This is a genomic window from Ruminococcus flavefaciens (assembly GCF_900108555.1).
GTDB classification, from domain to species: Bacteria; Bacillota; Clostridia; order Oscillospirales; family Ruminococcaceae; genus Ruminococcus; species Ruminococcus flavefaciens_P.
The window spans coordinates 66,561-86,458 of sequence record NZ_FNWV01000009.1 but is presented as its reverse complement, the minus strand read 5'-3'; the positions used below and the strand labels follow the sequence as shown (position 1 = coordinate 86,458).

General features: G+C 41.5%; 14 protein-coding genes and 1 pseudogene. 6 read left to right on the top strand and 9 right to left on the bottom strand.

Features of this window, described 5'->3' with window-relative positions:
* The first annotated feature begins 549 nt into the window (after positions 1–549).
* Entirely contained in the window at positions 550–672 is a 123-nt protein-coding gene (locus tag BLW60_RS17295) for a hypothetical protein (protein WP_278289918.1), read from the top strand.
* A 206-nt stretch (positions 673–878) separates the two neighbouring features.
* On the opposite strand, the gene BLW60_RS12355 is transcribed toward BLW60_RS17295, so the two are convergent.
* From BLW60_RS12355 to BLW60_RS12345, 3 genes are all read right to left on the bottom strand, one after another.
* Positions 879–1,409 carry a suppressor of fused domain protein gene (locus tag BLW60_RS12355; protein WP_074717846.1) on the bottom strand — a complete coding sequence of 177 codons (531 nt, stop codon included), beginning with the start codon at positions 1,407–1,409 and terminating at the stop codon, positions 879–881.
* A gap of 58 nt (positions 1,410–1,467) precedes the next feature.
* Positions 1,468–3,048 carry a hypothetical protein gene (locus tag BLW60_RS12350; RefSeq protein WP_081348249.1) on the bottom strand — a complete coding sequence of 527 codons (1,581 nt, stop codon included), beginning with the start codon at positions 3,046–3,048 and terminating at the stop codon, positions 1,468–1,470.
* 872 nt (positions 3,049–3,920) lie between these two features.
* Positions 3,921–5,231, bottom strand: coding sequence for a hypothetical protein (locus BLW60_RS12345; protein WP_074717843.1), 1,311 nt, complete (start codon positions 5,229–5,231; stop codon positions 3,921–3,923).
* Between the two features lie 186 nt (positions 5,232–5,417).
* Between BLW60_RS12345 and BLW60_RS12340 the strand changes: the two genes are divergently transcribed.
* Positions 5,418–6,416, top strand: a complete 999-nt coding sequence (locus tag BLW60_RS12340; protein ID WP_074717838.1) for a serine hydrolase domain-containing protein — start codon at positions 5,418–5,420, stop codon at positions 6,414–6,416.
* 51 nt (positions 6,417–6,467) lie between these two features.
* On the opposite strand, the gene BLW60_RS12335 is transcribed toward BLW60_RS12340, so the two are convergent.
* Entirely contained in the window at positions 6,468–7,478 is a 1,011-nt protein-coding gene (locus tag BLW60_RS12335) for a WYL domain-containing protein (protein WP_074717835.1), read from the bottom strand.
* Positions 7,462–8,724 carry a helix-turn-helix transcriptional regulator gene (locus BLW60_RS12330; protein WP_074717832.1) on the bottom strand — a complete coding sequence of 421 codons (1,263 nt, stop codon included), beginning with the start codon at positions 8,722–8,724 and terminating at the stop codon, positions 7,462–7,464. The genes BLW60_RS12335 and BLW60_RS12330 overlap by 17 nt, the downstream gene beginning before the upstream one ends.
* Before the next feature lie 148 nt (positions 8,725–8,872).
* Here BLW60_RS12330 and BLW60_RS12325 point away from each other — a divergent pair, with 148 nt between their 5' ends.
* Entirely contained in the window at positions 8,873–10,108 is a 1,236-nt protein-coding gene (locus tag BLW60_RS12325) for an RtcB family protein (RefSeq protein ID WP_074717930.1), read from the top strand.
* 539 nt (positions 10,109–10,647) lie between these two features.
* Positions 10,648–12,120, top strand: a complete 1,473-nt coding sequence (locus BLW60_RS12320) for a DUF2828 family protein (protein WP_081348248.1) — start codon at positions 10,648–10,650, stop codon at positions 12,118–12,120.
* A gap of 391 nt (positions 12,121–12,511) precedes the next feature.
* Here BLW60_RS12320 and BLW60_RS12315 read toward each other — a convergent pair whose 3' ends face one another.
* Positions 12,512–12,706 carry a hypothetical protein gene (locus BLW60_RS12315; RefSeq protein ID WP_074717826.1) on the bottom strand — a complete coding sequence of 65 codons (195 nt, stop codon included), beginning with the start codon at positions 12,704–12,706 and terminating at the stop codon, positions 12,512–12,514.
* 98 nt (positions 12,707–12,804) lie between these two features.
* Here BLW60_RS12315 and BLW60_RS12310 point away from each other — a divergent pair.
* Positions 12,805–13,698, top strand: a pseudogene (locus BLW60_RS12310) (hypothetical protein); the annotation flags it as partial.
* Positions 13,699–13,841: 143 nt separating this feature from the next.
* Here the strand turns inward: BLW60_RS12310 and BLW60_RS12305 are convergent.
* From BLW60_RS12305 to BLW60_RS12295, 3 genes are all read right to left on the bottom strand, one after another.
* Positions 13,842–14,753, bottom strand: coding sequence for a hypothetical protein (locus BLW60_RS12305; RefSeq protein ID WP_074717929.1), 912 nt, complete (start codon positions 14,751–14,753; stop codon positions 13,842–13,844).
* Between the two features lie 491 nt (positions 14,754–15,244).
* On the bottom strand, positions 15,245–15,562 hold the full coding sequence (locus BLW60_RS12300; RefSeq protein ID WP_074717821.1) for a hypothetical protein: 318 nt from the start codon (positions 15,560–15,562) through the stop codon (positions 15,245–15,247).
* A 369-nt stretch (positions 15,563–15,931) separates the two neighbouring features.
* Entirely contained in the window at positions 15,932–18,337 is a 2,406-nt protein-coding gene (locus BLW60_RS12295) for an HD domain-containing phosphohydrolase (RefSeq protein ID WP_074717818.1), read from the bottom strand.
* 321 nt (positions 18,338–18,658) lie between these two features.
* Between BLW60_RS12295 and BLW60_RS12290 the strand changes: the two genes are divergently transcribed.
* A complete protein-coding gene (locus BLW60_RS12290) occupies positions 18,659–19,840 on the top strand; it encodes a leucine-rich repeat protein (protein WP_074717815.1) in 1,182 nt (393 codons plus the stop codon).
* Positions 19,841–19,898: the final 58 nt, after the last annotated feature.

Here is a 19,898-nt window from a genome sequence, read left to right as displayed (position 1 = left end):
AAATTGAATAGAGATCATCAGTTAATATTTATTTAATTATAGTCGTTGATTTTCTCAATCAAATAAATTATATCATTAAGCAATCTGATAGTCAATATTTTTTGCGTAAATTCATAAAAAATATTGCAAACAGCACAGTTAGTTAGGACATTTTATCATTTGTATTGTAATAATGACTAATTCAGATTTGATTAGAATAGACAATATTCAATATTTTGTTTAAAAAATACAATAAGTATACTAAATGTAGAAATACTGCTTGTATATCAGCGCAAAAATGAAGTATTATTTACTTTTTTTGCTCAGCCTTTATCCGTTATCCTTTAGCGAGTAATTTGAATAATGTGAGCGTAAGCGAACTTCTTCGGCTAAGGGCTAACGACCAACGGCTAAGGACTGCAATCGTATCCGTTTAAGTTCCATGCGGATATTATCAATAAGGCAGACCTGTTTTCGAGTCTCAATGGCGATGTCGCCAATTATACTGTAACAAAGAATAAAAGTATTTTACAAGAACGTAATCTTGGTCCCAGCCTTTCACCGCTTGCTATGGCATATAAAAAAGCAGACCATTTTAAGATCACTGCAGAAGTGCCGCCTGAAATAATATATTATGACAACGGCGCAATGGACCTGATCTCTGATGCTTCAGCATTTAAGGAAGCGCAGTAAATCTACACTCTCAGTACATTAAAATATTGCATATGCTCAGTTTTTCCAAAGCTGTAATACTAAAGAAATGACATAGTATAGGTCGATATAAAATCAAAACCACCCGCTGAACGGGTGGTTTGCTTTTTCTGCTCGTATTAAAGTCTTTTGTTTATCGGTTGAAACTGTGCTTAAGTATATTCACTTTAACTTACGTCTTTATTATTTCATATCACGGAACTGCGGTTCAGATCGATCACGTCTGCTTCCTTTTCTTCCAAGATGTCCTCGAACTTTTCACTTCCATGATCTTTTATATATTCTGCTTCCTTTTTTGAAACAAAGAATCCCATATAAATATGACATCTATTATCGGCCAATGCGAATTCATCAGGCAGTGGATAAGCTTCTGTGAAACATATCGCCGTTTTACCGCATTTATCAGAAAAGCCTTCAACAATATTATCTGCGCCTTCTATCAGGACTCCTCTGCCGATTTCTATATTATTCGATAAAGCGTAGAATATAGAATTTGCGAATATTTCCGCACATTCATCATAAAGGTCATCGATCGGAAGTATCACTTCACAATCTTCATATTTAGAAACACCGAATGTAGCCAATACAAGACAATTTTTTATAGCTTCCGGAAATCCCAGCAGCTGTATCTCACATTCTTCATCGGCATAAACGTCCGCTCCGACATAGTCACCCAAGTATTTCTCGTAATGATCAAGAATAGCTTCACCTAAGCTCATTTCACACCTTCTCAAATCAAAATGTTATATTTTCCTTGCTTATAAGGTTTATGGCGTTTCAGTCGTCCCATTCCAAATCATGGTTAGCTTCGGCGATTCTATCCAGCGTTTCATTCAAAGCATCATCCCAATTGCGGTCTCCTTCAATGTATGATCTCTTTATTGTCCCTATAATCTCGGATTTGATCGATTCATCATAACGCGAATACTTTTTAATATCAATTTTTCTTGCACTTTGATCTAAAACAGTGTAATAATTCTCTCCATTGAATATGTCTGTCATATCTTTAGCACGATACGTGTTATCTTTTGCAAGCTTCGCATTGACAAACATATTGTTTGGAATATTATTAAAATAAGTAAACTTATTCATGTTTTCAGAATTTGAAGTAGAAGCAAGAATAAAGCCTCTTGCATCATCACCGTTATCTGTAGACGGGTTGACCAGTATATCGTTGCCGCCCCAGTAGTATGCCTGCGGACCTATGCATATGCTCCACTTTCCTGCTTGATTTTTCGCCGCTTCACTTATGAAGCTGCCATTGTAACAGAATGCCCACGAAGGTGCGAAATAGCCCATGCTGATACCTTCCTGACCGCTCTTTATCCAGTCATCTGTCCATTGATCGTTCTTTGAAACACCGCCGACGTTCCAGAGTCCTTTAGCCATATCGGCGAAGTATTTGATATCATCAGTCAGATTAAACCTATTATCACTTGTGACGAAATCAAATCTTCCACAGGAAAAAGCTTCCCACATACCTCCGAGGGAATCAGCAAGAGCCACTTTCCCTTCAGATCTTTCAGCGATAGTTTTTGCCGAAACTGAGAACTTGTCCCAATCCCCTATAGCGGTCTGCATTTCTTCGGAAGTCTTGACTCCGAGGTACTCCTCAGCAAGGTCTGAACGATATATAAAAGCTCCCGGAGCAACATCATAAGGAACGGATTTGAATACGCCATTGCTGTTTTTTGCAAGCGTCTTGGTATAAGGATACCATTCGCCCATATCATCTTCCGTTATGCCGAGAGCTGAAAGAGGTGCAGAGAGTTTATCGTTATCCATATAATTCAAAGCCCAGTAGGGTTCGGCAAAATATACATCTGCATCGTCGCCCGAATTGAATATCTCATCATAGGCTTCCGAAGCATATGCGCCTGCGGAATTTACATTGATGAAGTTTATTTTTACGCCTGACGGTGTTTTTAATTCATCTCCCGAGCGTGAATTCAGATTATTCATTACATAGTCTTCATTTAAGCCTGTCCAGTTTGCCACAAGACTGGGGACATCGCTGTTGTTCCATGACAGGATAGTAAAAGTATCTCCGCCTGTTTTCAGGCTGACATCTTTATCCGTTTTATCTGAGGTCGAAGGTTCGGTCTTATCAGCAGTATCCCCTGCTATGAACTTTTCTAAAGATACAGGTGTACCCTCGGCTGTTGAAGCATAAGAGTAATAGCTGAGTATTATTGAAGCATCAACAGCGTCAATATATCCGTCAGAATTGATATCACCGAATTTTGTGGCAGCATTGGCAGTATTCTCATTGCTGATCAGCGATGAAATTGCATTTAAAGAGAGCGCTCCTATAAGACTAAGAGCAGAAACTGCTGCGATATTACGTTTTAAACTCATGAAATATTCCTCCTGGATAATTTATTTACATATAAAAATGATATTTTATTATACCACATTCATTCTTATTACGCAAGTATTTATGTGCCGTATATATCACGTTTCAAATTCACTTTCAAGTATTCATAAACGGTTGTGTATGCATATATCCACTGCACTTAAAGACCTTTTGATACGTTTTTATAATAAATGCAGCAATTATATGTATATTATTCGGATTTGTTGTCTTGCAAAAAGCTATCAGCCAACTGATCAATATTATACCGCTGATAACGTTTATATTTTGAAAAAAGCCAGATCAAGCATGGCAGCATAAATATCAGCTGAAAAATCACTAACTCTTCAAGGGTTCTGTTTGAAAGGAATGAAATGTCAATGACCTTATGATAAACAAGCCATACAAAAAGCAATTGATTTTCAGGTCGGAATAATGTATAATTAGGTCAGAAGGCGTGTTCCATTCAAAAGTACATATCATAGGTCCAAACCAATGCTGATACAAGGAGGCGGCAGCATGGCAAAATATAAATTCAAATACTGGTACGAATGGCACGCAGGCGGTGACTGCCTGTGGGCTGCTGATAAGCTTCATCAAGCTGAGTAATAGGCAGCAGCCACCCTCATATAAAGTTATTTGCTACCCAGTATGTACCTGGTTCTCCGACCATACTGACCATACGCGATACCAGCAATCCGCTTCGTATCCTGTTGGTGTATTCATTATTATTCGCTACAGCCTGCCCGAGGAAAAAAGTTCGCAGAGTTGTGTACAGCGTCGGACAGAGTCCCATGACTAATAGAACCAGAAACAATCTTCCATTTATATTTTTTGAGATTTCCTTATCTTGTCCATTTTATCCACTCACGCCCATTTATTCAGCATCTTCCCAGTAATCCTTTGCTATGTCAGCAAGATAATCATCGCCGCAGACAACAAAGTCAACGAATATCTTTTCGGTCTCATCATCTTTGAAGTTCATCAAGCCTCTGAGTGCAGCAGCGATTATCTGCTTGGTATCACCGCTGAATGAATTATAACGTGCGAACTTCATAAGCAGTTCTTTTGTGCGTTTATCATTTGTCCAAACAAAACGGCTCATAAGAATCTTAGCGTAATATACAGGATCCTCCTGCTGAAAGACATAGTAATATATGTCTTCGGGTGACATATCTTCAATAGCGCTGTAATCACAGGCTAATTCACCTGCAAACTGATCTGCTGTCGGATAATAATAAACAGCGTCTGTATAGCATTTCTCCCATTCGCGTTTTGCAAATCTGCTTTCAACAGGCAGTCCTTTATAGAGTACAGGAGGCTGCTGCTTCTTTTTTGCATAAAGATCGGCCATTTGCTCTGTATATTGCTTGTAAAGCTTTGAAGGAAGACCGCTGGCTTTATCTACTGCTATATCATATTCGGCATCAAGATAATAACCGAATCGTATCTGAATATTGTCCTTGTCTCCTGCAAGATGTCCCTTTGTGATAACTATCGTATCAAGAGTAGCGTGAAGTCTTGCAGCTGCACAAGCTTTATGATGACCGTCAAGCAAAGCACTCATGCCGCCCATTGCGTTATATGCTATTGCACGGGGCTTTTCTTTGCCGCTGCTAAACAAGTTCATATAATATTTGACACGGTTCTCATCATATCTATCCCGCGACTGTGTAGGATACAGAAAAGCTCCTTTTAGTTCAATTAGCTGCATAAGATCGGTGATATAATATGCGTCTGTATATGCGTTATAGTATTTAAGTTCGTCAGGGACTGCCCAAAAGAAGTGACCGTCACCGTCAACAGGAAAAGTCTTTGTATCTCTGATAAGATATACTCCGTCCTCAAATAATCCGATAAGAGGCTTTATAATTTCAAGAAAATCATCAACGCCGGTAAATCCGCTGTTGATCTTATCTGATATGTCGGTAAGTTCGGTACATTTCACATTATCAAGTCCATAGCCTGTGGCAAGGAGTCCGCAGCAGGTAGGACAATAACTCGGATGCATCTCCATTAGTGGAGTACCGTTCAGTGTCATGACCATAGGATATGTCATATCATTCTCGTTCTCTTCCATGCTGATCAATTCACATTTCAGCGCAGCTTTTGCACCTGTTACCGCTATAACGATACCAGCGGTTACTTTCTTTATTATATTGATCTTAGTATTACTGAAAAATCCCATTCTTTCACCACCTGTCAGAATTTATTTCATTATATCATGAGAATATGTATTTTTCAATCATCATTCAAATAAGGTTAGTATTTTTTAGAAAAAAGTATTGACATTAAAAATTCATCTTGATACAATAAAGATACTGTATGAAACTTCGATCGAATATACAGAACTCTATCAATACGGAGGTATATTATGACTAAAGACGAACTTCATAGGTATATTGAGGAAAGCAAGGGCAATGAGAACAACATCTGCCAGATCTGCGCTTACAAAGACGGACAAATAGTCTACAGCGACACATGGCACGATTACAAGAAAGACGACTGCGTACACATAATGTCCGCTACAAAAAGCATTATGGCACTGCTCATAGGTATTGCTCTTGATAAAGGACAAATAGGTAGTATTGATGACAAAGTCCTTGACTATTTCCCTGATTATAAAGTGAAACGCGGTGAAAAGACCATATACGATGTGACAATTAAGCATCTGCTGACTATGAGAGCACCATATAAAGGCAAGGGTGATCCGTGGTCAAAGGTATGTTCAAGCGATAACTGGACATATGCTTCTCTTGACTTTCTTGGCGGCAGGAACGGTCTGACAGACGAATTCAACTATAAAACGGTGTGCCTGCATATCCTCACGGGAATACTATACAAGGCAACAAAAATGAAGACCGTTGATTACGCAAACAAATATCTTTTCGGACCGCTGGATATCAGACCGTACTCTGTCTACATTGCAAAAACAGCAGAGGAACACAAGCGGTTTACTATTGAGAAAACTCCTAAAGAGAATGTATGGTTCAGTGATAAAGAGGACTTGGGTACTCCCGGATACGGACTTTGTATGTCGGCAGAAGATATGGCAAAGATAGGTCAGCTTTGTCTGAACAAGGGCGTTTACAACGGAAAGCGTATCATTTCTTCAAGCTGGATAGACGAGATGACGCACCCAAGAGCCATTGAAAATCAGAACTGGCAGGGCATGGAATATGGCTATCTGTGGTGGATATTGGACCGTGAAAAGAATATCTATGCTGCTCTCGGAAACAGCGGAAACGTCATTTATGTTGATCCCGAGAAGAATGTCGTTATAGCCGTAACAGCCTATTTCAAGCCTACTGTAATGGACAGAGCGGATTTCATAAGAGAATACATTGAACCGTTTGTGTGTGAGTTGAATTAAGATATTGTCTATATAAACGAATTGCCGCCTTTAAAGGCGGCAATTCCATTATTATACATCAAAAAGTTTATCTGTAAAATTATCATTTCTCCCATAAAGCAGCTCATATTGCCTCATTAACCGTTCTTTTGCCTGTGCTCGCAGTTTCTCGGGACCAAGTATCTCAATAACAGGTCCGAAGCTGAGCAGCATTATAAGCACCTCTGTTTCGTCCTGTTCGTCGTACCACAGCTCAACGGTATATTGTCCAGTTTCAAGGTCGCGGACAGTATGCTTTTCATAGGGAGCAAATTCCAGCATAAAGCGCTCCACGCCGTTCCTCTCGTTAGTCACCCTTATTACCGCAGGAGCACTGCATTTACGGCTGCTGAAATAATCGTCCATAGATACAGGAGTACGGAATATCCGCCCCGTATCGGTTATTGTATCTATCCTGCCGATATTTATCAAGCCGCTGTTCTTTATCCTATCATTACTGAGCCTATAGCAGTACGCTCGGAACTTTCCGTTCTTGGGTGAAAACTCTATTTTCAGCATTACGAACCTGCCGCTCACACGCTTCCCATGACCTGACGTAAAAGAGATATCGACTATTTTCCGCTTCTTCACAGCATCAAGAGCTGCACGGAAATTAGCAATGTATTTCTCGTCGGAATAGTCATCGTGATCTGCATATCTGTCCGTGAGCCTGAAATGCTCATGGTGATACAGCGGCTTTACATCAGCCAGTTCATTTTTTAAGTCCTCTATTACCTCGTCCTCCAAAAACAGCCTTATCCTCGGATCGGAGAGTTTTGCTTTCAGCCACATCTTTTGCAGCTTTGTCAGCACCTTTACAGGTGCTTTTTTTGTTATGCGCCTGAGCATATTATCGCTGCTGCGTCTGAAAAGTCCCCAGTCCTCACCGTTTGGTATAAGCTTCTGAGGCAGGAACAGCACAGAATCGCGGAAGCCGTCACGAAGTATGGTCTCATGGACGTTCTTCTCTTCAGTGACCTCATTTTCGAGGAGTTTCGCAGCTATACGGAAATATGTACCATATATCTCACTGAATATGTTCATCTTCAATACCTCCGTACATTCGATACATTCTGCGGATATCATTATAGAAGCGCAGCCTTATCTTCTCCGTGCCGCCCTCAATTGACACTATGCGCCCGATAAAAGTCTTTGCCCAGTGCATCAGCTCATTTGGATCAAACACATCGGCTGTAAGAGTATACAGACCTTCACTTGTCTTTTCAAGTACAGCACAGCGCTTCTCACGCTCTAAACGGTCAATGATGAAGCTTTCGTTCCTCTCGTCAACTGTAAACGTTATCTTTATAGCATTTACCGCTCCAACCTCATGACGGTCTCCGAAGGAAACGCCGAAGCATCGCTGTATATTAACGTCATAGCGCTCTCTGAGCCTGTCATAGTCAGTGCAGACATTCTCCCTCTTTATCTGCTTTATCCTGTCAAGCCTGAAAGTGACGAATCTGCGCCGTCTCGGCACATAGGCTGCTATATAGCGTCTGCCCGTCTGCACGGATACGAGTATCTGCATGGGGATCATCTCCTCTTCGGAAAACTCATCATCTTTCTTCCATGAGAATTTCTTAGCCGTGATACTGCACTTATCATCGATAGCTTCAAGTATATCGGGGACAAGTATGTCCTCAAGAGAGTGTATCATGTAATTATGCTTGATGTGGAACAGGTCGTTTTTCATGCCGACGGCTTTCATTATGCTGTTTCCGATCACACCGAAATCAGGAGCTTCCGAAAAGAACTTCAAAGCGTCATCAAGTCCCTTATACTTCTTTATGAGATCATCTGCACAAGAAGCAGCAAGAGAATAATACATGGTCTTGCCCTGCTTTTCGGCAATAACTATGCCCTCGTCGGTATATTCCTTCAGCTTGTTGCGGACTGTCTGATCGTCGAAAAGCTGCTCGTATTCGCTGTTCAGAGTATCGGTGAGCTCCCTGAGAGAGCGGCTCCTGCCGTCCTGCAATATATCAATAAGAAGAAAATGCAGCTTTATATCGTTATCTGTGAAGCTCTTGGAGTAATATGCGTTATACAGCGGATTTTCGGGAATATGTCCGCTGTCAACGGAAATAGAAACATGTCGTCCCTGAACAGAATCATCATAGCGCATATAGTCCTGCATCCAGCTCTCCACACGACGTTTCTCGTCATCATAGGTACGGACGCTCTTTTTGTCGAAATCGCTTCTGACCTTGCAGCCGTAAATGAAGAAATCCCGAACATATTCTCTTGTTTTATCGAAATTCTTTATAAGCTCCGAAAATCCCGCCATTTGTTTCACGTCCTTTCATTATTTATATATTAACAGAAAAATATGTCATTTTCAAGTGACAAAGGAGTGTGCGCAGATTTTTTTATATGATTATTTCCAATTCCTGTGGTATACTAAAGTCAAGCTAAAGGAAAGAGAAGTGAAGAAAATGTTCGTACATTACAACAAGAACGAAAATATGCTCCCGATAAAGATATGGCAGACAGATATGGAAGCTGTCGGTGAAAAGTGTATCGAACAGGCGGAGCACCTTGCGAAGTTACCATTCGCACATAAGTGGATAGCACTTATGCCAGATACTCACGCAGGAAAGGGTATGCCCATAGGCGGAGTTATCGCCTGTGAGGACGTTGTTATCCCAAATGCGGTAGGAGTTGATATAGGCTGCGGCATGGCTTATGTCCAGACCGATATCCCTGTATCACTTCTCCGTGAAACAATTACGGGCAGCGGAAACCTTGTGCAAACTATCTGCGGTGATATTCTGAGAAATATCCCCACAGGCTTTGCCCATTATAAAACAATACAGACTTCTGAGGTACTGGATCGTGCAAAGGCTGAAATGGGACAGTACGAGGCTGATAAGGAGCTTATCCCTCAGATCGAGGAGGGCTACTATCAGGCAGGTACTCTCGGCGGCGGAAATCACTTCATCGAGCTTCAGCAGGACGATGACGGAATGTGCGGTATCATGCTCCATTCGGGCAGCCGTCACTTCGGTAATATCGTGGGACAGTACTTCAACAAGATAGCTCACGGGCTCAATGACAAGTGGTTCTCGCAAGTGCCGAATGAGTGGAATTTACCCTTTCTGCCTGTTGATACAGATGAAGGTAAGCGTTATCTTGCGTGGATGCAGCTCTGTATGGATTTCGCATTCGAGAACCGTGCTATCATGCTGGGAAAGATCAAGGATATATTCACAAAGCACATTGAGAAGCACACAGGCATAGTTCCTGTATTCTCAGGTGAGATAAACTGTCACCACAACTACGCAGCCCTTGAAAATCACTTTGGCAAGAATGTATGGGTACACAGAAAGGGCGCTATCCGTGCCGGCGAGGGTGAAATGGGCATTATCCCGGGCGCTATGGGCTCATACAGCTACATAGTCCGCGGCAAGGGCGATCCTGACAGCTTTATGTCCTCGTCCCACGGCGCAGGCAGAGCTTACTCGCGTACAAAGGCTATGGACACTTTTTCAGTGGAGTCCGTAATGGTCGACCTGAAGGAGCAGAACGTAGTTCTTGCAAAGAATAATAAGTCCGACGTTGCAGAGGAGTCAAGATTTGCCTACAAGGACATCAATGATGTAATGGCAAATCAGCAGGATCTTACAGAGCCAGTGAAGAAGCTCTTTACCGTCGGAGTAGTAAAAGGTTAATATTTCGCCGCTTACAGACAGCGTGACGCTGCACCCTTGCCACGTTGACGCTCGTAAACCCACTCACTATCATAAAAAAATGCAGCTTGCATTTCGTTTACAGCACTTTTTAAGACACTAACAGCAATTTTTTTAATAAAATGGATTATTTATTTGGTGTCTTGATATTATATTTTTATTGACTAAGGCACAAACAGCAATCATTATTATCCTTTCACGATAAAATGTGCCTTGTTTATTCTATCAGGCTGTCAAATATTTATGGCAGTATGAAAATTAAGACGCTTACTGCAAAAGTTTAAATGAAGTGCTTTTTAAGGAAGTGAAAAAACGCAAGCGTCTTGTACATCACAGCAACAATTCGGCTCTGACAGCATTATTTTTCAGGGACGCAGGAAGCTGCCTCTATGAGGTAAGCACTGTGCAAAAAAACGAGCCGCGAATAAGTCAGCAACAGCATAAAATAATTGGTTATTACAGGTTCGAATCCTGTCCTGCGGAAACGTATGGTAAAACGCTGACTTGAAAGGAGAATTATTATGCTTAACTTTCTGAAGAAGGAATCCAACATGACATATACCGAGAACGGCGGTACTGCTTACCGTTCAACAGAGTCATTCTGCCTTGATATGTTCTTCAAGGCAGGTGCAATGAGAAATTCCACAGCCAAGGAGATAGCTGACGTGGTAACACGCGCTTACGCTGAGGATCCCGACAAGACCATGAAGATAATCTTCTTCGCCCGTGACGCAAGAGGCGGTCTGGGCGAGAGACGTTTCTTCCGCTGTGCAGTTTCCGCACTGATAAAGACAGCTCCTAAGGCTGTTGAAAAGAATATCCCTCTGTTCGCTGAGTATGGCCGTTTCGACGACCTGTGCGTACTGCTGGGTACTCCTCTGGAGAACGCAGCAGCTAAGGAGATAAAGGCTCAGCTGGATAAGGATATCGCAGCTATGAACGCAAAGGGACAAGCTTCTCTGCTTGCAAAGTGGCTGCCCTCTGTAAATGCTTCCTCAAAGGATACACGAAACAAGGGCAGACATATGGCTACTCTGCTTGGCATGACCGAGCCTGCATACAGACGGACTCTGTCAGCTCTGAGAGCATACACAGATATACTGGAGAACCGTCTCCGTGAGCGTGACTATACTTTCAATTATGAGGTACAGCCCTCATGTGCTATGTTCAAGTACCGCCGCGCTTTTATCAGAAATGATAACAAGCGTTATATGGGTTACCTGAATAACGTACACAACGGCTCAGCAAAGCTCAATGCCGACAGACTGTTTCCCTATGACATAGTCAGAGCAGCACTTGCAGGCAATATCTCAAAAAATGAGAGAATGTCACTGGACGCTGCATGGAAGTCTCTGCCAGACCTTACAGCTTCAAGACGTGAGAATGCCATAGCTGTTATAGACGGTTCAGGTTCAATGACCTGCGGCTGCGGAGGTATCCGTCCTATAGACGCAGCACTGTCTCTGGGAATATACTTCGCAGAGCATAATAGAGGCGAGTTTGCAGACCACTTCATCACTTTCTCCGAAAAGCCCCGTCTCATAGAGATAAAGGGCAAGGATATAGTGGAGAAGGTGCGTTACTGCAATACCTTTAACGAGGTAGCAAATACAAACCTTGAGGCTGTGTTTATGCTGATACTCCGTACAGCTGTAAAGAACAATGTCTCAGCAGCAGATATGCCTAAGAAGCTCTACATAATCTCCGATATGCAGTTCGACTACTGTGTTGTCGGCGGTAACAACGATGTACTGTTCAAGGCAATGAGAAAGCTCTACAACAAGCACGGCTACGACCTGCCTGAGATAGTATTCTGGAACGTAAATTCAAGATGTGACGCAATGCCTGTAACACGCTCCGAAACAGGAGCTGCACTGGTATCGGGCTACACACCTTCAATATTCGATATGGTCATGGGCGGTGAAATATCCCCCGAGGCTGTAATGGATAAGATACTTGCTTCAAAGAGATATGCACCTATAACGGCTGCATAAGAATTCAATGCCCCACCCGAAATAAAAATTGGGTGGGGTTATTGTTTTAATCTGCGTTAATTTTCCCCCTATATACCGTTACATAAGAAGCTTCAAGGACCTGCTGAGCTTGCTGAACGTTTCCCTTGACTACTTTATCCCTTATCTATGACATTATATCTGCGTATATCTTGCGATACTTGTTATGAGCAGGAAAAGTATCAGCACATCAAGCAGCAGACACACAGGACAGGACCGATGCAAGTATATCACATTTAAACATTTCACTGCGCTCTATATCAGGAAAAAGCTCGTTTTTTCCGGGAGCATAAGATAACATGAACTTGCAGCATAATACTGCGTTTTCACTGTAGAATTGCATACTGTAAATACAGCAATGCCCTTCTCAGTATCAATTATTACTCGTGCCGTTTACTGGTGCAACTGCAAGTCCCGGAGTTTTATCTATATCTATAGATTTTTCAACATAATCCTTCCAAACAGGCTCATTCAAAACATAATCCGCGTCCGCGGCATAAGCTTTAAATGGTATTAAAACTCCTATTGTCAATACTATTATGATCATTATTGCCCAAAACTTCTTCATAGTCTCCACCCTAATATTTATTATATATCTTACACGGGTCAAAATCGACCACAGGCAGCGCTGATGTCAGACTATGACAGCAATGCCAAAGACATTTTGACGGTATGTACCATTATTATCTGGCGCATCCGAGCAGCATTGGTCCGCATCTGATGGCATGGCAGCAAAGCGACAACGGCAAGGCACTTGTAGATCCCAACGGTGCGGATTCTGCAACGGACGGAGATCTTGACATTGCCTATGCACTGCTGGCGGACAAGATCTGGGGAAGCAGCGGCGAGTGGATCCCCGCGCCTGCGAACTTCCTTGAAAATGAAAACGACGGTGTCTACGAATACAATTCCTGCCGTGTTCCGTGGCGTATCAGCACGGACGCGCTCGTCGGCAAAAACGCAGATGCAAAAAAATATGCGGAAACAGTCAACGCATTTTTCGTAAAAGAAACAGACGGCAAGCCGAAAAATATCATGGCTGGTTATACACCTGACGGCAGGGCGGTCGCGGACTGGGACGACCTTTGTTTTACTGCTCCGCTAATGCTTTCTGCGGCAGCTGTCGGAGATACCAAGTGGCATGATACGATACGCAAAGAGGTTCTGGATATCGGCGTGGATTCCTATTTTGGCAACACGATCGCCATGCTTTGCCTGATCACTGATGACGGCGGAGCCGCAGGAGCAATGATCTTATACAAAGTGTACCGCGAAGGCGAAAACTATTTCCTGTCTTATCAGGATCTGACATATGATCAGAGACCTCAAAGCATGGTCATCAGGATCTCAGAACAGGACTATCGTGAGATAATGGCTCAGGACTACGAAAGTATGCTGCAGATCATGCAGGATCCCAACCACCATGAATGGAGTGAATGCGAGTTTGGACTTGAACTCACCTATTCAGACGGTTCTCAGAAAAAAGCAGTTTCAGGAAGAACGCCAAGCGTTATGAAAAAACTAAGAGATCTGAAAGAAAAGTATTCTGCTTATGCTTAACTCAACAAGCGCGATCGTTTTGGTTACCATATTTTTCATAGCATTCTCCGTTTTGCATATATTGCATGGCGTATTTGGGTTCAAAATTACGACTGTACGGATAAAACATATTTTTCCTTAAGTATTGTTTTTTCCGCTTTTTCTCAGAAAAGATCCAGCATACTGTCGAGATAGATCTCTTCACGGACAGTAAGCTGATACTCAGGCTTTATGAGATAATAAAGCAGAAATTCCAGATTTACAGCACTTCCAAGTCCTCTGCCTTCTATTTTGAAATTAGAAAAACCAAGAGGCAGATAGGTGTTGATTATGTCATCTATACTGATAAATGAAGGATTTTTCATTGCCTTTGAAAAACGGTATCCGTCTTTGGCATCAGGTGCGGTACAGATGTGCTCGGGACAGTCTTCTCCAAGATTTTTCCTGCTTACATTTTCATAGCAAACTTTTCTGTCTTTGCAGTAAAACGAGCAGCATTCATTACACAGAAATTCGACCTTGTCCTTTTGCTCCTGTGAGAGTGTATCAAGTTTGCTGAACAGCTTATTCAGCCTGAAATCGGGAACAACATATTTAAAATCGCTCCGTTCAGTTTCCTTTACAAACTGATCGAAATCGGTCTGCGCCTTTGTAGTCGAGGAAACGAAATAAAAGTCGGGATAATAATTTTTTATATGTTCAAGCAGAAGATCCGAGTGGATTATCACACCGTTCTTTGCACCCTTACTTTCGGCGAAAATCTCACACAGAGCATTGCATTTTCTGTCGGTGAGATGTTCGGTTTTTAAAAGCGAATTGCTGAAAGTGAGCCTTGAAGAAATACCGTATTCATTCATAAGTGCGAGTACATCTTCAGCTTTACATTCGCCGAATCCGGCACGTCCGCCGCCCCAGATACAATCTGCCGGAGCACCATAGACAGACGCTATTTCGCACTGATCGTAAAAATATTCACGGTGCTCACGGTACAGCGGCAGAAACACGCTATATAGGTCATAGAACTCAAACAGCCCCGGAAGATGAAAATAAGCTTTATTTTGTGTCGTGTTTTCCATAAGTGATAATACCATTTTCTTTAATTTCAGACATTGTCTCCTTGATATTGATATTTCAATTATAACACACCTCAAAAGCATTTACAATATCTATTGCTGATAGAAAATATGATGACTTCGTTTTCAACAAGACATAAAGGAAAAGCAGCCCATAACGGCTGCTTTTTAGTTTATACCATAGGACATTGTATATTTCAAGCTGTCAGATCACAGTATTGTATGACGGATGCTTTATTTTTTCACCATACCTCAGCCTTTTGTTTACCAGCGATCTTTTGCATTTCCGCTGGTCTGTACCGCATCTGCAAGGACCTCTATATGCAAAGTATATTCTGCTGTACTGTCATAGACAGACTTAGGTATCTGCACACCTGACAGCAGTGTTTCGGATATGTCACCTGATCTGATCTTTCCTTTATAATAGAAACATTCATCTGATGCATCATATTCCCAGCTATCATTCCAGTCAGGCTCTGTACATAGTTTTAATGTCAGGATCGTAGCATCAGTGCATTCTTGAAGATAAGTTCATTGTTTACAAGTTCCGTTTTGCTGTGATCGGAAAAATCATCTGCACCGCCGCATATATTGCCGACCGAATCATACCACATGGGTACAAATCTTACACGCAGATACTCATCGTTGGTATCTCGAACATCATATATCTGAACAGGTTTACTGATACTGTAAGTGTTTAATGGCTGATCATTATCATCGGTATCCTGTGTCCAGTTATATGAAGCTTCTTCTCTGTCACTTAATGTGTCGACAGATTTGTTATTCTCTCTTAAATAAGATGTATCCGGCACAACAATGGAAATTTACACGAAACAGCATGAGATCTAAGGAGCATAATAGAAAGCTTACATATTTAATGAAGGTGGAAATATAATCGGTTATCTTGTAAAAACTTCTATAAGTCCTCACAATTATGGTACTATCTCAACTCAGTATACTATACCTCACTTTCAGATCGTATTCATCAATTGATCTGCCTCAAAAACAGAAAAAGGCGGCACTAAGCCGCCTATAATTCTTTGATTTTTTCATGTGCTTATTCATTTGAATAACCGGCAGTTCTATCGAGCTGTCATCATTTACATCTGCTTTCCATTATATCCATAGTTCTTATTTGCGATATACAAACATGATATTCGAGAACTGTAGAAGCATTAGACTTACCTTTTGATACAAATATTAGTGATCGCGCACTGGTCACCTGTAAGAGCAACAAACAGCTTAGGTATTTCATCGGTAACGTTAGTAACAGAGTGTATTGAAAGTCCGCAGAATTCCGTAGAAATACCTATCTGACCTTTTTTTACATGGAACAACAGCTCGCAGTCCTGACCTGCTTTGTTCTGTTCCTTGAAGTCGTTCCAGTTAGTGAAGCTGTCAAGCTTGTTTACAAGCATATGGTTATCAACATGATCATCTTCTTCCCAGCCCTCGCCGTCAAGGCGAACTACCGTAAGCTCACGATAATCTTTGCCGTTTACCAGTCCGTCGGACGATGTATAGATCACAGCAAACGGACAATGCCATACCAGTCTTGCAGTTGGCAGACTCATAGTATGGAAAGAAATACGCATTCCGTCGGTAAGCTCGACACCTTCAGATGATTCTGAACGCCAGCCGTCTATCTGTACATTTGGGATATCTCCCTGCAGTGCATCAATGTACGTTATCTCTTCCGCAATACGCGGAATATAGCCGGAACCGATCGTTTCTCCTGTCTTTGATACCTCCACATCATCAATAGTGCAGTTTTTACCCGTAATTGACAGATAACAGAATCTTGTACTGTCAGGCAGAGCTATAATTACTTCATGAAAGCGGAAGCGATTTGATATCCTGATCAGCGCATGATCCTTATAGCGCATAGCTTCTATATCAAAGTCGACCTTTTCGCCGCGCAGCATTGTCTTTTTTTCTGCCGCCGCACCTGCGGTCTCGTTGGTCTTTGTACGTATATTTCTGACTCCTGCCTGCTCGGCAATGCCGTCAGCGTGTATAGTAGCGTATTCGTGATATAAAAGGTCTTTGCGTTTTCGTTCGCTGTCATGTATTCTTCCGTCAAGTGAATCAAACAGAACAAAGCTTGGTATATTTTCCTCATTGCGCTCATCAGTCATCTGGCTGGTAAGGTGGATATGGACAATGCCATTGTTGAGCAGTATACCGTCAGAGCGTGTAGTACGATATGGTCCGCACAGCAGTGTACCTATTGCATCGCCCTCAGAGGCATCTTCACTTTCCTTCATCATATATTCGGAGTCAAGATCAATAAGATGAAGCATTATTCTTCCGTAATTCGGATCGAACTGTGTTCCCAAGCCTTTTACGAATTCCTCACGAACGAGCTGCTGAGGGATAGGATCACGGTAGCTTCGCTTTGAAGTCATAGCATCATAAGCATCTGCAACAGCGATAATACGTGCAATATCTGGGATATCCTCGCCTTTGAGTCCCGCAGGATAGCCGTGACCATCATAACGCTCGTGATGATAGTGTGCACCTATGCTCAGATAAGGAGATTGACTGATACTTGAAAGTATCTGCATTCCGATCACAGGATGAGTCTTTATTGCACCGTATTCCTCATCTGTAAGTCTGCCCTCCTTGTTGATGATACTGTCCTTTATGCCTATTTTTCCAACATCGTGCAGCAGTGCTGCAAAATATATCTCTTCACATTCCTTTTCTTTCTTACCCGCACTTTTTGCGATTTTTACCGAATACATCGCAACTCGACGTGAGTGACCGTGAGTATACTTGTCCTTCGCGTCTATAGCGTTCGCAAGAGCAGTTGCAGTCTGTTCAAACAGTTTATGCATATTTTTCTGCTCCTGTCGGACGATCTCCAATTCCTGCTTGTTGGCACGCTCGATCATTTTGTTGGTATCGAGCAATGAAAATATATAAATAAGCACAACTAATCCGACGAGAGTTATATTAATAAGTGATACACCATAGGTATATATCTGTATGATAGAAGAAATGAGAGGTACTATTGAGAAAAGGAGTATCGAAATACGCATAAGCTTTCCTATGCGCTTGTAGTTTTCTATGATCACTGACATATCAAGTATCAGAATTATCAGCGGTATTAGATAACATACAGCAAATCCGCTCGTTCTCTCATATCTGTTGAATTTATCGAACCTGTAATAGAAGTCGGTAAATTGTGAGATAATAAGCATTATCCACCCAATTACACTGATCAGACAGGAAAGCTTCAGCCTGAAAGGCGGCTTTTCATACTTTCCTTCATGGATATAAATATTTATGAGGTATAGGGTGAAAATAAAGATTATTCCAATAGTCAGGGCGAATACAAGGAAATTGCTTATCCTGACCATATAGAAGCCTGTCGTACCGGTATTTCCGCGATAATAATATGACAGTATATCAAATATAAGCAGGAACATTGCGCATAGTTCCAGTGATAACAGTATGTATTTTCGCGATGGGACCAGTGTTTTCGTAATAACGACAAAAAGTGCAAGCAAACCGCATATAGCACTTAATGTGAACATTATATCCACTTGATATTCTTTCAGCAAATCAATAACAGCCTGCATATTCATTCCCCTTTATGCATAAACAAAACGTAAAATTTGGATAAATATTCCAAAATGTTTTATATATCGGATTTATATATGTATATTATAACACATATATACTGTAATAGCAATATTAAATACAAAATCAATTTTAAATATTTTATTATCAGAACGGCTGATCTCATAATGGGATCATATATTTCGAAACCATCTGCTGATTTATTCATAATATATTGCTTGAATAATCATAGATCGAATGATATAATATACTTGTTTAAATGAATAACATCTTATTTCAATGACTTCAAGCAACAAACATCTATAAGGAGGCTTTTTATCATGAAAAATAAAAAAATATCATTAAGTATTGCTGCTTTTATAACTGCATTCTCTATTTCGGGCATGGCTGCTCCAAATAGCTTTATCTCTCCTGTCGCTCCTATAATAGCAGCAGCTGATTCTGAGTATACCTATGGTTCAACAGATATGTTCAATTATCAGAAGTATTCGGATCATATCGTTATATCAAGCTGTAAATCAACTGATATGTCATCAGTTGAGATACCTGATAAAATAGAAAATCTGCCTGTTACTGAAATTGGAATGTATGCTTTTCAGTTAAACTCAGCGAAAAGTCTGAAGCTTCCTGATACTCTCACCGTAATAAACTCATATGCGTTTGGTATGTGTAAAAACCTTACAACCTTAACAATTCCTGACAGCGTTGTAAAAATAGGAATGCACGCATTTGAAGATTGTCCTGCCCTTGAAACGATCAATTTCCCCGATCATCTGGTAGAAACAGGCGATTATACATTTAATAACACTCCGTGGCTCAGTGCTCAGCGTAAGAAAGATCCGCTTGTTATCGTTAACGGAGGTCTTATAGACGGAAGGACCTGCAAGGGAGATGTGGTCGTACCTTCAAGTGTCAAGTTCATTGCATCAGGTGCATTTGCTAAGAATACGGATATTACTTCCGCAGTAATACCTGCAAGTGTAAGCATGATACCTGATAATCTCTTCTGGTACTGTTCAAGCCTTACCTCAGCTGAGCTTAAAGGTGCCGAGACACTTGGTTTCGGTGTTTTCGGAGCTTGCAACAAGCTTACAGATCTGAAAATATCAGGCAAATTGAAAAAAATTGATGGCTATACCTTTACTGATAACACAGCCGCTGCGACCATAACATTCTATGGAAGCGAAGCAACATGGAAAAGTGTAGAAAAGCCTGAAAACGATGCTTTCCTGCAAAGAGCAAAGTATGTATTTGATGAGAGCCATACCGAACCAAGTGAAGGACTCAGGGGCGATGCCAACTGTGACGGTCAGGTAGATATGTCAGACGTTGTTCTTATCATGCAGTCTCTTGCAAATCCCAATAAGTACGGATTGGAAGGCACAGCAGAGAGTCATCTTACCGAACAGGGCAAAGCGAACGGCGATATGAACGGTGACGGTCTTACTGTCGGTGACGCACAGGCTATACAGAAGGTTCTGTTGGGACTGGGTATAGAATAAGATCAAAGGAGTATTGCTCCTGATCTCATCGAATGATACATACAAAGCTATATACACG